At 66.5% G+C, this 15,241-nt stretch carries 15 protein-coding genes; 11 read left to right on the top strand and 4 right to left on the bottom strand.

Translation table 11 applies throughout. The features are described 5' to 3' along the window. Positions 1–82: 82 nt before the first annotated feature. The 3 genes from phbB to NX774_RS14310 all read right to left on the bottom strand — a co-directional run bounded on the left by phbB (position 83) and on the right by NX774_RS14310 (position 2,776). Positions 83–823, bottom strand: coding sequence for an acetoacetyl-CoA reductase (gene phbB / locus NX774_RS14320; protein ID WP_258822918.1), 741 nt, complete (start codon positions 821–823; stop codon positions 83–85). 65 nt (positions 824–888) lie between these two features. Beyond that, positions 889–2,064: an acetyl-CoA C-acetyltransferase gene (locus NX774_RS14315; RefSeq protein WP_258822917.1), complete on the bottom strand. Its 1,176-nt coding sequence runs from the start codon at positions 2,062–2,064 to the stop codon at positions 889–891. 247 nt (positions 2,065–2,311) lie between these two features. After that, complete coding sequence (locus tag NX774_RS14310; RefSeq protein ID WP_258822916.1) at positions 2,312–2,776, bottom strand: DUF6265 family protein; 465 nt, start codon at positions 2,774–2,776, stop codon at positions 2,312–2,314. Positions 2,777–3,033: 257 nt separating this feature from the next. Here NX774_RS14310 and minC point away from each other — a divergent pair, with 257 nt between their 5' ends. From minC to minE, 3 genes are read left to right on the top strand one after another with little or no spacing between them, the layout of a single operon-like run. After that, a complete protein-coding gene (gene minC / locus NX774_RS14305) occupies positions 3,034–3,810 on the top strand; it encodes a septum site-determining protein MinC (RefSeq protein ID WP_258822915.1) in 777 nt (258 codons plus the stop codon). Positions 3,811–3,847: 37 nt separating this feature from the next. Then, a complete protein-coding gene (gene minD / locus NX774_RS14300; RefSeq protein ID WP_258822914.1) occupies positions 3,848–4,663 on the top strand; it encodes a septum site-determining protein MinD in 816 nt (271 codons plus the stop codon). A gap of 1 nt (position 4,664) precedes the next feature. Then, complete coding sequence (minE, locus tag NX774_RS14295) at positions 4,665–4,919, top strand: cell division topological specificity factor MinE (RefSeq protein ID WP_258822913.1); 255 nt, start codon at positions 4,665–4,667, stop codon at positions 4,917–4,919. A 125-nt stretch (positions 4,920–5,044) separates the two neighbouring features. Here minE and NX774_RS14290 read toward each other — a convergent pair whose 3' ends face one another. Then, positions 5,045–5,542 (bottom strand): YcjF family protein, encoded by a 498-nt coding sequence (locus tag NX774_RS14290; RefSeq protein ID WP_258822912.1) that lies wholly within the window; start codon positions 5,540–5,542, stop codon positions 5,045–5,047. A gap of 367 nt (positions 5,543–5,909) precedes the next feature. On the opposite strand from NX774_RS14290, the gene NX774_RS14285 reads away from it, so the two are divergent. The 8 genes from NX774_RS14285 to NX774_RS14250 all read left to right on the top strand — a co-directional run bounded on the left by NX774_RS14285 (position 5,910) and on the right by NX774_RS14250 (position 15,238). Continuing rightward, complete coding sequence (locus tag NX774_RS14285) at positions 5,910–6,599, top strand: response regulator transcription factor (protein WP_258822911.1); 690 nt, start codon at positions 5,910–5,912, stop codon at positions 6,597–6,599. A gap of 57 nt (positions 6,600–6,656) precedes the next feature. Further along, a complete protein-coding gene (hemA, locus tag NX774_RS14280; RefSeq protein ID WP_258822910.1) occupies positions 6,657–7,931 on the top strand; it encodes a glutamyl-tRNA reductase in 1,275 nt (424 codons plus the stop codon). A gap of 87 nt (positions 7,932–8,018) precedes the next feature. Next, complete coding sequence (prfA, locus tag NX774_RS14275; RefSeq protein ID WP_258822909.1) at positions 8,019–9,095, top strand: peptide chain release factor 1; 1,077 nt, start codon at positions 8,019–8,021, stop codon at positions 9,093–9,095. A gap of 182 nt (positions 9,096–9,277) precedes the next feature. Next, positions 9,278–9,748: a disulfide bond formation protein B gene (locus tag NX774_RS14270; protein WP_258822908.1), complete on the top strand. Its 471-nt coding sequence runs from the start codon at positions 9,278–9,280 to the stop codon at positions 9,746–9,748. Beyond that, positions 9,745–10,575 (top strand): peptide chain release factor N(5)-glutamine methyltransferase, encoded by an 831-nt coding sequence (gene prmC / locus NX774_RS14265; protein ID WP_258822907.1) that lies wholly within the window; start codon positions 9,745–9,747, stop codon positions 10,573–10,575. The genes NX774_RS14270 and prmC overlap by 4 nt, the downstream gene beginning before the upstream one ends. A 124-nt stretch (positions 10,576–10,699) precedes the next feature. After that, positions 10,700–12,484, top strand: a complete 1,785-nt coding sequence (locus NX774_RS14260) for a DUF885 domain-containing protein (protein WP_258822906.1) — start codon at positions 10,700–10,702, stop codon at positions 12,482–12,484. Between the two features lie 102 nt (positions 12,485–12,586). Next, a complete protein-coding gene (gene gshA / locus NX774_RS14255) occupies positions 12,587–14,176 on the top strand; it encodes a glutamate--cysteine ligase (RefSeq protein ID WP_258822905.1) in 1,590 nt (529 codons plus the stop codon). An 18-nt stretch (positions 14,177–14,194) separates the two neighbouring features. Then, a complete protein-coding gene (locus NX774_RS14250) occupies positions 14,195–15,238 on the top strand; it encodes a histone deacetylase family protein (protein ID WP_258822904.1) in 1,044 nt (347 codons plus the stop codon). Positions 15,239–15,241: the final 3 nt, after the last annotated feature.

The raw sequence follows: 15,241 nt of genomic DNA, 5'->3' as shown, positions 1-15,241 counted from the left end.
TGAAAAAACAGCATGATGCCATACGGCATTACCGCGCTGACCGATGCAGGCGGGGGGCATGCTGCCGCCCCGCCCTTTCGGCTTAGTACATGTGCTGCCCGCCGTTGATGGCGATGTTGGCCCCCGTGACGAAAGCGGCCTCATCCGACGCGAGGTAGGCCACCAGGCCGGCCACTTCCTCCGGCTTGCCCAGGCGCCCCATGGGGATTTGCGGGATGATCTTGGTCTCGAGCACCTCGCTCGGGATGTCCATCACCATCTTGGTGCCGATGTAGCCCGGCGAGATGGTGTTGACGGTCACGCCCTTGCGCGCCACTTCCAGCGCCAGCGCCTTGGTAAAGCCGTGCATGCCGGCCTTGGCGGCGGAATAGTTGGTCTGGCCGAAGGCACCCTTCTGGCCGTTGACGGACGAGATGTTAATGATCCGCCCCCAGCCGCGCTCGACCATGCCGTCGCACACCGGCTTGGTCATGTTGAACACGGAATCGAGGTTGGTCTTGATGACCGCGTCCCAGTTGACCTTGTCCATTTTCTTGAAGGTCATGTCGCGCGTGATGCCGGCGTTGTTGACCAACACATCCACCGGCCCCACCTCGGCCACCACCTGGGCCACGCAGGCTTGCGCCGAATCGTAGTCGGCAACGTCGCACTCGTAGGCGTGGAACTCGTGCCCTTTTTCGCGCATGGCGGCCAGCCACGCGTCGCGCTTGGTGTTGCCCGGCGAGTAGGTGGCCACGACCTTGTAGCCCAGCGCGGCCATCTTGATGCAGATTGCCTCGCCCAGGCCGCCCATGCCCCCCGTTACCAATGCCACTCTAGCCATGTGTCTTCTCCTGTTTTTATCTGTACTTCCGAAAACCCGGACCGCCAGCGCGGTTGCGCCCGCGCTTAGCGTTCCACTGCCAGCGCCACGCCCATGCCGCCGCCGATGCACAGGCTGGCCAGGCCACGCTTGGCGTCACGGCGTATCATTTCGTGCAGCAGGGTCACCAGGATGCGCGCGCCCGAAGCGCCGATCGGGTGGCCGATCGCGATCGCGCCGCCGTTCACGTTGATCTTCGACGTGTCCCAGCCCATTTCCTTGTTGACCGCAACGGCCTGCGCGGCGAATGCCTCGTTGATTTCCATGAGGTCGAGGTCGTTCACGCCCCAGCCGGCCTTTTGCAGGCACAGGCGGGTGGCCGACACCGGGCCCATGCCCATGATCGACGGGTCCACGCCGGCCGAGGCGTAGGCCTTGATGCGCGCCATCGGCGCCAGGCCCATTTCCTTGGCCTGCGAGGCGGACATCATGATGACCGCCGCAGCGCCGTCGTTGATGCCGGATGCGTTGCCGGCAGTGACCGTGCCTTCCTTGTTGAAGGCCGGGCGCAGGCTCGACAGCGCCTCGAGCGTGGTGCCGTGTTTCGGGTACTCGTCGGTATCGACGACGGTCGTGCCTTTCCTGGTCACGATCTCGAAGGGGATGATCTCGTCCTTGAACTTGCCGGCCTTTTGCGCGGCCTCGGCCTTCAGCTGCGACTGCAGCGCGAATTCGTCCTGCTCCTGGCGCGAGATGTCGTACTTGCGCGCGACGTTCTCGGCGGTCACGCCCATGTGGTACTGGTTGAACGCGTCCCACAGGCCGTCGATGATCATGGTGTCCACGAGCTTGGCCTCGCCCATGCGCACGCCGTCGCGCGAGCCGGGCATGGCGTGCGGGGACATGCTCATGCTTTCCTGGCCGCCTGCAATGACGATACGCGCGTCGCCGCACTTGATCGCCTGCGCCGCCAGGTGGGTGGCGCGCAGGCCGCTGCCGCACACCATGTTGATGGTCATGGCCGGGATGGTGTCGGGCAGGCCGGCCTTGATCGAGGCCTGGCGCGCCGGGTTCTGGCCGGCCGCCGCAGTCAGCACCTGGCCCATGAGCACTTCGCTCACGGCGTCCGGCGCAATGCCGGATTTGGCCAGCAGCTGCTTGATGACGTGCGCGCCGAGCTCGGCGCCGGATACCTTGGCGAGGCTACCGCCGAACTTGCCCACAGCGGTGCGGCCGGCGGCGACGATGACAACTTCTTCCATTTGATTCTCCAGTGTCCTGGCGTGCCAGGAGGTTGACGAGGCGGCGGCAGCCCGCCGCCGGTTCAGGATTCGACGCAGCAAGGCAGGCCGGGCGTAGCCGCAGCTCGTGGCTGCCGGGTGCCGGCCTGCGTTGGAAAAAGATACATGTTAGTGATCGGGCGTCCTTTCGCCTTTGAGGCAAGTCAATCTTATCAGCTTGGTCACAGAAGACAACGACGACGCGGTGTAAGCCCGCCGGCAATGCCGCTCAGTTGCCTTCGCAGTTGACCCGCGTCATCGGGAATTCGAGCACCTTGCGCTCCCCCTTCACGGTGCCTTCCAGTCTGGAATAGAAATGCATGGCGTCCTTCTGGCGCAGCACCAGGCGCTGGGGAAACGTCGGCGCCGCGCGCGCGAACGCCAGCTCGCCCCGGGCCGCGGCAACCCGCGTGAAGGCCATCACCGCCTCGCCCAGCGACTGGGCCACGTACTCGAGCTGGCCATCGACATGGCGCAGCTGGAGCAGTCCGAGGTTCGTCATCTTGCCGCCCTTGACCAGGCGCACCGAACCGACCATCGCGCCGGCCGCCGGCGCGCTCCAGTGCTCGCCCGAGCCCGGTTCGGCGCCATCGACCTGCCAGCAGCCCTGCAGCCACGCCACCTCGCGCAGCGGCTCGGCAGCGTGCGCCAGTGCGCCCGCCAGCGCCAGCGCGCAAAAGACCGTCTTTTTCAAGTGATTCCCTTCGTTGCCGCGTCGCCGGACCGGCCGGCCCCACTCTTTATTAATTGTTAGATAACAGATATGTTAGCGACAGGACAAGGAAAAGCAAGCGGTATTTACCCTGGGTGAGACGGGCCCTCCGCCACCGCGAACTGCTGTTTTCGAACTGCCAACCTGCCGTGATTTCGGGCGATTTGATGCCAGTTGGCATGTCCACACGGCTAAAAATCACAGTAGAATGCACGGGCTTGAGCCAACCTGACCCGTTTATGTCCAAAAGCCCGACCTCCTTGCCCGTCGAAATCAAGATTTCCACCGTTGTCGCGATCTCGACGATCCTCCATTCGTCCGATCCGCTGTCGATCGACGCGGCGCTGAAACAGATGACGGGGGGCGTGTCCGACTTTTTCGAGGACGAGTTCGCGGTGATCGACGTGACCGCGATCGCGGCGGGGAACCCGCGCATCGACTGGACGGCGCTGGCGGCCCTGCTCAAGAAATACCGGCTGAACGCGGTGGCGGTGCGCGGCGCGTCCGCGGCCATGCACGACGCGATCCGCGCCAGCGGCCTGTTCCTGGACGACGGCGCCAGCGGCGAGCGCGTGCGCGAGGCGGCCCCGGTGGCCACGCCGGCGCCCACGCCCGCCCCGACACCGGCCCCGACGGCGGCACCGGCCGCCCCCGCCGCCCCGGCCGCCAGCGCCGCGATGATCGTGGACACCCCGGTGCGCGCGGGCCAGCGCATCTACGCGCGCGGCAGCGACCTGATCATCACGGCGGTGGTCAACAACGGCGCCGAAATCATTGCCGACGGCAGCATCCACGTGTATGCGCCGCTGCATGGCCGTGCGCTGGCCGGCGCTTCCGGCAATGCCGGCGCGCGCATCTTCGCGCTGTCGATGCAGCCCGAACTGGTTTCCATTGCGGGCGTGTACCGCACCTTCGACGAGGGCTTCCCCGCCGACCTGGGCAAGGGGCCGTCGCAAATTCGACTAACAGGCGATCGACTGGATATACTATCGCTCAGTTCGGCTACCCGCGTCTGAGCGCAACTGACAACCAGATACCGAAAAGGACTTTTTTGTGGCACGAATTATTGTTGTGACGTCCGGTAAGGGCGGTGTGGGCAAGACCACCTCGAGCGCGAGCTTTTCCACGGGCCTGGCCATGCGCGGCCACAAGACCGCGGTGATCGACTTCGACGTCGGCCTGCGCAACCTCGACCTGATCATGGGCTGCGAACGCCGCGTGGTGTACGACCTGATCAACGTGATCAACGGCGAGGCCAGCCTGACCCAGGCGCTCATCAAGGACAAGCACTGCGAGAACCTGTTCATCCTGCCGGCCTCGCAGACCCGCGACAAGGACGCGCTGTCGGAAGAAGGCGTGGAGCGCGTGCTGAACGAAATGGTGAAGATGGGCTTCGAGTACATCGTGTGCGATTCGCCGGCCGGCATCGAGCACGGCGCGCTGATGGCGCTGACCTTTGCCGACGAGGCGATCATCGTCACCAACCCGGAAGTGTCGTCGGTGCGCGACTCGGACCGCATCCTGGGCATCCTGCAAGCCAAGTCGCGCCGCGCGCAATCGGGCTCGGAACCGGTCAAGGAGCACCTCTTGATCACCCGCTACTCGCCCAAGCGCGTGGAAGCGAACGAAATGCTGTCGCATGAAGACGTGCAGGAAATCCTGCGCATCAAGCTGATCGGCATCATCCCGGAATCGGAGCAGGTGCTGCACGCGTCGAACCAGGGCAACCCGGCGATCCACTTCAAGGGGACCGACGTGGCCGAGGCGTACGAAGACGTGGTGTCACGCTTCCTTGGCGAAGAACGCCCGCTGCGTTTCACCAACTACGAAAAACCCGGTCTGCTGCAGCGCATCTTTGGGGTGAAGTGACATGGGCCTGCTTTCGATCCTGTTCCCGCAGAAACAGAAAAGCGCGTCGGAGGCCAAGGAACGCCTCCAGATCATCATCGCGCGCGAACGCAGCAGCCGTGCCGGCGGACCGGACTTCCTGCCGGCCCTGCACCGCGAGCTGATCGAGGTGATCTCGAAGTACACCAAGGTCAACGCCGACGACATCAAGATCTCGCTCGACCGCCAGGGCAACCTGGAAGTGCTCGACGTGAACGTGGTGCTGCCGGACGCGTAACGCGCTTCGTTAACGCACGAACGTCGTCCCGGCGCCGGCCGGGACCCATGCTGAGTATCCGAATCCGGATGCTGTGTATGGGTCCCGGCTTGCGCCGGGACGACGTCTTTCAAGCTGCCGGCGCCTCACACGGGCTTTGAACCGGCCGCCTTCTCCACCACCTTCGCACACGCCTCGATGTGCTGGTACCCCATCTTCTGGAACAGCGCGTAGCCGATCGCGGCCGAGGCCACCTGTCCGGCCAGCGGCACGAACCGGCTGACCGACTTGGCCGCCAGCTTCAGCCCCGACTTCTTGAAGACCTGCAGCACCAGCTCGCGGGTCACGATTTTCCCCACCAGCATCCCGCCGATCGCCGCCGTCGCCTCGTACACCGCGATGCGCATGCGCGGCTGCAACTTGTCGATCTGCGCCGGGGTCAGCCCGAAGGCCTTGTTGATTTCCTCGATCAGCAGGGCGAAGGTGGTCAGGTCGGACAGCAGGTCCACGCCCGGCAACGGTACCGCCGCGATGCCGGCCGACACCGCCGCGCGCTTGCGCACCAGCTTGCGGCACTGCTCACGCACCCGCGCGATCTCGGTGCCGCTTGCCGGCATCAATTCCCAGTCCAGGTTCTCTTTCATATCCAAAGCGAAGTCTGCCAACGCCCAAGCTTAACGCGTTTGCGCTGTATGCCGCGCACACCCATCTGGATTGCACAAAGACAAACTTCGTTGTAATGGAACAAATGCCGCTTTATCCAATGAAAACAACCGTTTGCCGTCCTGCATAAGCATCCTGCATAGCGCCCGAGACACATTTGCCATCCTATTCCTACAACGGGATTTCGCGAATTCCCGACCATTGCACACGGGAAATCGTTGTTTCTAAACGAAATTTTCTTGTCCAGTTATGGCACATCTTTGTAAAAGTCTGTTATATTCGGTGTAACCTTGTAGGACTGCTCCTACATTAACTCCTACAGGACTCTTTAACGAGCTGAATTGCACTATGAGAATCGCCGTCTTGGATAACGACCGCAGCCAGGCAGACACCATCTGCCAGGTTCTTTCCGGGGCCGGGCACTCGTGCCAGACCTTTGACTCGGGCAAGGAACTGCTGGGGCAACTGCGCAAGGACAGTACCGACCTCTTGATCATGGACTGGCAAGTGCCGGACATGCCGGGCAGCGAGGTGCTGCGGCGCGCAAAAGAAAAACTGTCGGCCAACACCCCGACCATGTTCCTGGCCAATACCTCGGCCGAGGATGACATGGTGGCAGGCATGACCGCCGGCGCCGACGACTACCTGGTCAAGCCGCTGCGCCGCGGCGAGCTGGCCGCGCGCGTCTCGGCCCTGCTGCGCCGCGCCTACCCGTCGCAGAACGGCTCGGAACAGCTCACCTTCGGCCCGTACACGTTCGAGACCCGCCCGGGCCGGCTGCTGATGGACGGCGCGCCGATCGACGTGACGCACAAGGAGTTCTACCTGGCGCTGCTGTTTTTCCGCAACATCGGCCGTCCGCTGTCGCGCGCCTACATCCACGAGTCGGTCTGGGTGCGGGAAACGGCGGTGCCCTCGCGCACCATGGATACCCACGTCTCGCGCGTGCGCAACAAGTTGCAACTGCGTCCAGAAAACGGCTTCCGCCTGGTGCCGGTGTACAGCTACGGCTACCGGCTGGAAAAACTGGGCGCCTGAAACCCTGCCCGCCTCAGGGTATAATGGCGCCACCCGCCAGCCCTCGTTCCAGTCAGCATGCAACTTCTTGCCGTCGGCCTCAATCACAACACAGCACCGGTCTCGCTGCGCGAGCAACTGGCGCTGGGGCCTGAGCAGCTCGGCGAAGCGGTGCGCGCGGCGCGCGCCTGGTTTGCGCGCTACAACGACAAGGGCAGCGACGAAGCGGCCCTGCTGTCCACCTGCAACCGCACCGAGATGTACGCCGCCAGCGGCGCCCCCAACCCGCTGGACGCCTCGGCCCATTTCCTGGCCCACTACCACGCGCTGAACCACGCCGAGCTGCGCCCGCACCTGTACCTGCTGCCGCAGGACGACGCCGTGCGCCACGCCTTCCGCGTCGCCTCGGGCCTGGACTCGATGGTGCTGGGCGAACCGCAGATCCTGGGCCAGATGAAGGATGCGGTGCGCGCGGCCGAGGAAGCCGGCGGCCTGGGCACCTACCTGCACCAGCTGTTCCAGCGCAGCTTTGCCGTGGCCAAGGAAGTGCGCAGCACCACCGAGATCGGCGCGCACAGCGTGTCGATGGCGGCGGCCGCGGTGCGCCTGTCGCAGCGCATCTTCGACCGCATCGGCGAGCAGAACGTGCTGTTCATCGGCGCCGGCGAAATGATCGAGCTGTGCGCCACCCACTTCGCGGCCCAGAACCCGAAAAGCATCACCATCGCCAACCGCACCATGGAGCGCGGCGAGGCGCTGGCGGCGCGCTTCAATGGCCAGGCGATCAAGCTGGCCGACCTGCCGGAGCGCCTGTCCCAGTTCGACATCGTCATCTCGTGCACTGCCTCCACCCTGCCGCTGATCGGCAAGGGCCTGGTCGAGCGCGCCATCAAGGCACGCCGCCGCCGCCCGGTGTTCATGGTGGACCTGGCCGTGCCGCGCGATATCGAGCCCGAAGTCGGCGGACTGGACGACGTGTTCCTGTACACCGTGGATGACCTCGCGCAGGTGGTCCAGACCGGCATCGAAAGCCGCCAGGCCGCGGTCGCCCAAGCCGAGGCCATCATCGAAACGCGCGTGCAGTCGTTCATGCACTGGATTGGCGACCGCGCCGTGGTGCCGGTGATCCGCGACCTGCACGAGTCCAGCGAAGAGCTGCGCCTGGCCGAGCTGGAACGCGCGCGCAAGCTGCTGGCCAAGGGCGAGGATCCCGAAGCCGTGCTCGAAGCGCTCTCGCGCGGCCTGACCGCCAAGTTCCTGCACGGCCCGCAGCAGGCGCTGCACCGCGCCCAGGGCGACGAGCGCGCGCGCCTGGCCAGCCTGCTGCCGCAGCTGTTCCGCGGCCGCCGTTAGCGGCCCTCCCCTTCTCTCGCGCCGCCCCTGCCGCGGCGCGCCGCGTTGCCGCGCCCTGCGGCCCGAACCACGTTACCGAGATACCCGATGAAACCATCCATGCTGGCCAAGCTGGACCAACTGGCCAACCGACTAGTCGAACTGGACGAACTGCTGGCGCAACAAAACGCGACGGCGAACATGGACAACTACCGCAAGATGACGCGCGAGCACGCCGAGCTTGGCCCGCTGGTCGCGCTGTACCGCCAGTACCAGGACGCCCAGGGCGACATCGCCACCGCGCAGGAGATGCTGGCAGACCCGGACATGAAAGAGTTCGCGCAGGACGAAATCGAGGCCGCCAGGGCGCGCCTGGGAGAACTCGACCTGGAGCTGCAGAAGATGCTGCTGCCGAAGGACGAAAACGACGAGCGCAACATCTTCCTCGAGATCCGCGCCGGCACCGGCGGCGACGAATCGGCGCTGTTCGCGGGCGACCTTTTGCGCATGTACACCCGCTTTGCCGAGCGCAATCGCTGGCAGGTCGAGATGGTGTCGGAGTCGCCGTCCGACCTGGGCGGCTACCGCGAAGTGATTGTGCGCATCGTCGGCAACGGCGCCTACTCCAGGCTCAAGTTCGAATCGGGCGGCCACCGCGTGCAGCGCGTGCCGGCCACCGAAACCCAGGGCCGCATCCACACCTCGGCCTGCACGGTGGCGGTGATGCCCGAGGCGGACGAGGTCGAGGACGTGAACATCAACCCGGCCGACCTGCGCATCGACACCTTCCGCGCCTCGGGCGCCGGCGGCCAGCACATCAACAAGACCGACTCGGCGGTGCGCATCACCCACCTGCCCACGGGGATCGTGGTCGAATGCCAGGACGACCGCAGCCAGCACAAGAACAAGGCGCAGGCGATGAAGGTGCTGGCCGCGCGCATCAAGGACGTGCAGCTGCGCGAACAGCAGAGCCGCGAGGCGGCCACGCGCAAGAGCCTGATCGGCTCGGGCGACCGCAGCGAGCGCATCCGCACCTACAACTTCCCGCAGGGGCGCCTGACCGACCACCGCATCAACCTCACGCTCTACAAGCTGGACATGATCATGGACGGCGACCTGGAAGAGCTGACTAACGCGCTGGCGTCGGAACACCAGGCCGAGCAGCTGGCAGCACTGGGCGATTGATTCGCGTAGGGTGGGCAGATCCTGCCCACGCGTTCAACCAGCTCTTGCGTTAGTCGAACGCGTGGGCGGGAGACCCGCCCACCCTACGAAACCCATCACGAATTGCAAAGCCGAAATCAAGGAAGGGGCATGCCGCTTTATGCGACAATGCCCCATCTTTTTTGCAGCCCCAACCTATACGAATGACCACGTCCAAGAACGTCCTCTACGCCATCGCCGCCGCCTGTTTCGCGCTGGTCGGCGCCGCCCTGTACCTGCAGCATGTGCAGAACATGATGCCCTGCCCGCTGTGCGTGATCCAGCGCTACCTGTACCTGGCCATTGCGCTGTGCTGCCTGCTGGGCGCCGCCATGGGCCAGCCGAAGGTGGGTGCGGGCCTGGGCCTGCTGGGCGCGCTGGGCGGGCTGGGCGTGGTGGGCAAGCACCTGTACGTGCTGGCCCACCCCGGTTTCTCGTGCGGCATCGACCCGATGGAAACCATGCTGAACAAGATCCCGACCGCCACCGCGATGCCGTGGATGTTCCACGCCGACGGCCTGTGCGAGGACGCGCGCGATACCCTGTTCGGGCTCTCGATCCCGGCATGGTCGGCGGTGTGGTTCGCCATCCTGGCGGTGTCGCTGGCATGGCTGCTGGTGCGCGGCAAACGATGATTACCGCTGGCGTTACCATCGGCGCGCTGCAGTCGGCGCTGCCGCTCGACCCGCTCGAGAACCGCATTTTGCTGTGCCATGCGCTGGGCCTGTCGCGCGTGGGGCTGGTCACGCAGTCCGACCGCGCGCTCACGGCCGAGGAGGCCGCGCAGCTGGCCACCCTGGTCGAGCGCCGCAAGTTCGGCGAGCCGATCGCCTACATCGTGGGCCGCCGCGAATTCTACGGGCTCGATTTCGCGGTCAACGATTCGGTGCTCATTCCGCGCCCCGACACCGAACTGCTGGTTGAACTGGCTCTGGAACGCCTGCCGCAACAGGGCCGCCTGCTCGACATGGGCACCGGCAGCGGCGCGATCGCCGTGTCGGTCGCACACACGCGGCCAGACGCCGCCGTGACCGCGCTCGACTACTCCGGCGCGGCGCTGGACGTTGCGCGCGCCAACGCCAACGCGCACGGGGCCGCGGTGCGCTTCCTGCGCAGCGACTGGTTCTCGAACCTGGGTGCCGAAACCTTCGACGTCATCGCGTCCAACCCGCCCTACATCGCCTCGGGCGACGAGCACCTGTCGCGCGGCGACCTGCGCTTCGAGCCGAACATGGCGCTCACCGACCATGCGGACGGGCTGGCGGCGCTGCGCATCATCATCGGCGGCGCGGGCGGGCACCTGGCGCCAAACGGCTGGCTGCTGCTCGAGCATGGCTACGACCAGGCGGCGCAGGTGCGCGCGCTGCTGGAGGCGCAGGGCTATGCGGATGTGCAAAGCTGGCGCGACCTGGCCGGCATCGAGCGCGTCAGCGGCGGCAGGCTCGCTACCCGTAACGCATAACAGCCAGCCCGCATCCCGTCGCGCCGCCGGGGCAAGCGCCAGGACGACCTGCCTGGCCGCTCTCCCCTGCGCGCCCGAAATTGCGCCTTTGATAAACTTCCCGATCCACGCCCAGACCCATCGCATGCGCAGACTGTTTGCCATCCTCGCCATCTACGCACCGCTTGCGGCAGCCGCCGACAGCGTGGCGGACCAGGCGCACGCGCTGTTCGAGCGCGACTGGCAATGGCGCCTGCGCCACCAGCCCGAGCTGGCCACGGGCATCGGCGAGCACCGCTTCGACGACAAGCTCGCCGACACCTCGTTAAATGGCCTGCGCGCGGCCACCGAGCACGAGCACCGCATGTTCGACGCGATCAAGGCCATCGACCGCGACCAGCTCGCCGGCCAGGACCGCATCTCCTACGACCTGTTCCTGGACGACAAGGAGCGCAAGCTCGCCGCCGCCGCCTTCTACCCGTTCGATCCCTACCCCATCACGGCGCAGAACGGCCTGCACATCCGCCTGCCGCAACTGGTCGCGCAAATGCAGTTCGCGGACGAGGACGACTATCGCAACTACATCGCGCGCCTGCAGGCGCTGCCGCGCTACGTGGACGGCCTGATCGAGCAGATGCGCTACGGGATGCGCAACGGCTGGGTCGCGCCCAAGGTCGTGATGCAGCCGCTGCCCGCGCTGCTGCGCGCGATGCGCGAGCACCTGGCCGACGGCCCGCTGGGCGCCCCACTGCGCGCGCTGCCGGCCACGATCGACAAGGACGTGCGCGAGCAGCTGGCCGCGAGCGGCAACGCCGCCCTGGCCGACAGCGCCGCGCCCGCGCTGCAAAGGCTGGAGGACTTCGTGCGCACCGAGTACCTGCCGGCCGCGCGCGACGCGATCGCCGCATCCAGCCTGCCGGGCGGCGCGGCGTGGTATGCCTTCCTTGTGCGTGGCGCGACCACGACCAACATGAGCCCCGCCGAGATCAACGCGCTCGGCCTGAAGGAAGTGGCGCGCCTGCGCGGCGAGATCGTGGCGGCGATCCCGCGCACCGGCTTCAAGGGCACCTTCGAACAGTTTGCCGCATTCGCGCGCAGCGACGCGCGCTTGTTCTACGTTGAGCCCGAGGCGCTGCTGGCGCGCTACCGGCGCACGCTCGAACGCGCCGAGGCGCGCCTGCCCGACCTGTTCGCCACCGTGCCCAAGGAAGATATCGTGGTCAAGCCGATCCAGGGCGCCGGGGCCGAGCAGCAGCCGGGCGCCTACTACGAGGCCGGCGGCCCCGGGCGGGTGGCGGCGCTGGTGGTGAACACCTCGCGCCTGAACACGCGGCCGATGTGGGAGGTGGACACCCTCACCCTGCACGAAGGCGTGCCGGGCCACCACGTGCAGGTCGCGCGCGCGCACGAGATCGAGGGCCTGCCCGCGTTTCGCCGCTACGGCTGGTACGTGGCCTTCGGCGAAGGCTGGGCGCTGTATGCGGAGAGCCTGGGCCCGCAACTGGGCCTGTACAAGGACCCGTTCTCCAGCTTCGGCCACCTGAACGACGAATTGTTTCGCGCGGTGCGGCTGGTGGTGGACACCGGCATCCATGCGCTGGGCTGGTCGCGCCAGCAGGCGATCGACTACATGAACGCGAACACCGCCAACCCGCCGGCCGACAACGAGGCCGAGGTGGACCGCTACATCGCCCAGCCGGGGCAGGCGCTGGGCTACAAGATCGGCCAGCTGCGCATCCTGGCCCTGCGCGAGAAGGCCCAGGCGGCGCTGGGTCCGCGCTTTGACCTGAAGCGCTTCCACAACGCGGTGATCGACAACGGCCCGCTGCCGCTGGCGGTGCTCGAGCGCGAAATCGAGCGCTGGATCGGCCAGGAGAGCGCGCCCAAGGTCGAGGCGCCGAAGCCGGCGCCAGCCCATCCACCAAGCTGACATTTTGTCAAGATTGTGAACTTGAGGGGTGCCCGACGCGGCCGGCGATTTTCGGTTACTCTTGGCGCCACTGATTAGGCAGTAAAAGAAAGGAAACATCCCGTGTCGAACCAACTGACCCGCCGCCTGGCCCTGCTTGACGACGATGCACACCGCTCCCTGCTGGGCCAGGGCCTGCGCGGCATCGAACGCGAGACGTTGCGCGTCGACCAGCACGGCCACCTGGCGCACACCCCGCATCCGGTCGCACTCGGATCGGCGCTGACGCATCCGCAGATCACCACCGACTATGCCGAGGCGCTGCTCGAGTTCATCACGCCGGCCGAGCACGACATCGCACTGACCCTGCACCGGCTCGACACGATCCACCGCTTCGCGTATGCGCGGCTGGGCGGCGAGCTGCTGTGGAGCCAGTCGATGCCGTGCGAGCTGCCGCCGGACAGCGACATCGAGATCGCCTGGTACGGCAAGTCGCACATCGGCATGCTCAAGCACGTGTACCGGCGCGGCCTGGCCCTGCGCTACGGGAAGGCGATGCAGTGCATCGCCGGCATCCACTACAACTATTCGCTGCCCGAGAAGCTGTGGCAGGTGCTGGCGGTGAACGAAGGCGTGATGGAAGAGCGGCGCTCGGCGCTGCGCGACTTCCAGTCCGAGAGCTACATCGCGACGATCCGCAACTTCCGCCGCCACAGCTGGCTGCTGATGTATCTGTTCGGCGCCTCGCCGGTGCTGAACAAGAGCTTCCTGCGCGACCGCCCGCACAACCTCGAGTCGCTGTCGGACGACACCCTGTACCTGCCGTACGCCACCAGCCTGCGCATGAGCGACCTGGGCTACCAGAACGACGCCCAGTCCGGCCTGCGCCCGCACGAAAACAGCCTCGAAAGCTACGTCACCTCGCTGATGGACGCGGTCAACCGCCCGTACGAGCCGTACGCGGCGCTCGGCACCAAGAAGGACGGCGAGTGGATCCAGCTGTCCACCAACGTGCTGCAGATCGAGAACGAATACTATTCGACGATCCGTCCCAAGCGCGTGATCCGCACCGGCGAGCGCCCGGTGCAGGCGCTGTGCCGCCGCGGGGTGCAGTACATCGAGGTGCGCTGCATGGACGTCGATCCGTTCGAGCCGGTCGGCATCTCGCTGGAGGCCGGCCGCTTCCTCGACGCCTTCCTGCTGTTCTGCGCGCTCGAAGAGAGCCCCTTCATCAGCGCGGCCGACGGGCAGGTCCACGCGTCCAATTTCGCGCGCACGGTCAAGGAAGGCCGCAAGCCGGGCCTGACGCTGACCAAGGACGGCAAGGAAGTGCCGCTGGTGGAATGGGCGATGGAACTGATCGAACGCATCCGCCCGGTGGCCAAGCTGCTCGACACCCAGTTCGACGAGCCGGTGCACGAGGCCTCGCTGGCCGTGCAGAAGGCCAAGGTCGAGGACCCGTCCAAGACGCCGTCGGCACGCGTGCTGGACGAAGTGCGCGCGCTCGGCTCGGCCAACAAGTTCGGCCTGCAGCAAAGCCAGCTGCACGCGGCCTACTTCCGCGAGGCGGGCCTGATGCCGGCCGAGGAAGCGATGTTCCTCGAGATGGCGGGAAGCTCGCTGGCGGAGCAGGCGGTCATCGAGCAGTCCGACACCGGCACCTTCGACGACTTTGTCGCCAAATACAACAGCAGTACACTATGCGGCGAATAACCACGCCGCGAGGATGACTTGCTCACCTTTTTCAACGAACACCACGCCCAGCACCGGCCACGCCTGGAAATTTACCGGGGCGAGCTGGTGCCGTGTTCGGAGAAGCCCGAGCGGGCCAGCCTGGTGCTGGCCGAATTCGAGCGGCGCGGCCTTGGCCGCATCGTCACGCCGCACGGCGTGCCGCTGGTCTCGCTCGAACGCATCCACACGCCGCGCTACCTGCACTTTTTGCGCAATGCGTGGAGCGAGTGGACCGCGCTGGACCCGGCCAACGCCGACAAGGACGCCTTTCCCGCCGTCTGGCCGGTGCGCACGCTGCGCGACGACATCGAGCCCGACAATTTTTGCGCCCGCCTGGGCCTGTACTCGATGGACAGCGGCACGCCGCTGTCCGCCGGCACCTGGATCGCGGCCAAGACCGGGGCCGACTGCGCGGTCAACGCCGCGCACGCGCTGCGCCTGGGCGAGCGCTCCACGTTCGCGCTCACGCGCCCGCCCGGCCACCATGCCGGCGCCGATTTCTTCGGCGGCTACTGCTTCCTGAACAACGCCGCGCTGGCGGCCCAGCACCTGCTGGACGATGGCGCGGCGCGCGTGGCGATCCTCGACATCGACTACCACCACGGCAACGGCACCCAAAGCATCTTCTACCACCGCAGCGACGTGCTGTTCGTGTCGGTCCACGGCGACCCGTGCACCGAATACCCGTTCTACCTGGGGCATGCGGACGAAACCGGCGAAGGCGAGGGGCTGGGCTTCAACATGAACGTGCCGCTGCCGGCCGGCGCTTCCGCCGCGCAGTGGTTCGCGGCGCTGGAGACGGCCTGCATCAAGATCAATGCATACGGGGCGGATGCGCTGGTCGTCTCGCTCGGGGTGGACGGCTTCGCCGGCGACCCGGCCTCGCGCGTGGCGCTGTCCACGAGCGACTTCCTGCGCATCGGCGAACGCATCGCCCACCTCGGGCTGCCGACGGCCTTCATGATGGAGGGCGGCAGCGCGATCGCGGAACTTGGCATCAACACGGTCAACGTGCTCGAAGGCTTCGAGACGGCGGCCTGACAA

The organism is Massilia agilis (genome assembly GCF_024756255.1).
Classification (GTDB): domain Bacteria; phylum Pseudomonadota; class Gammaproteobacteria; order Burkholderiales; family Burkholderiaceae_D; genus Telluria; species Telluria agilis.
This window is presented reverse-complemented; position numbering and strand designations above follow the sequence as displayed.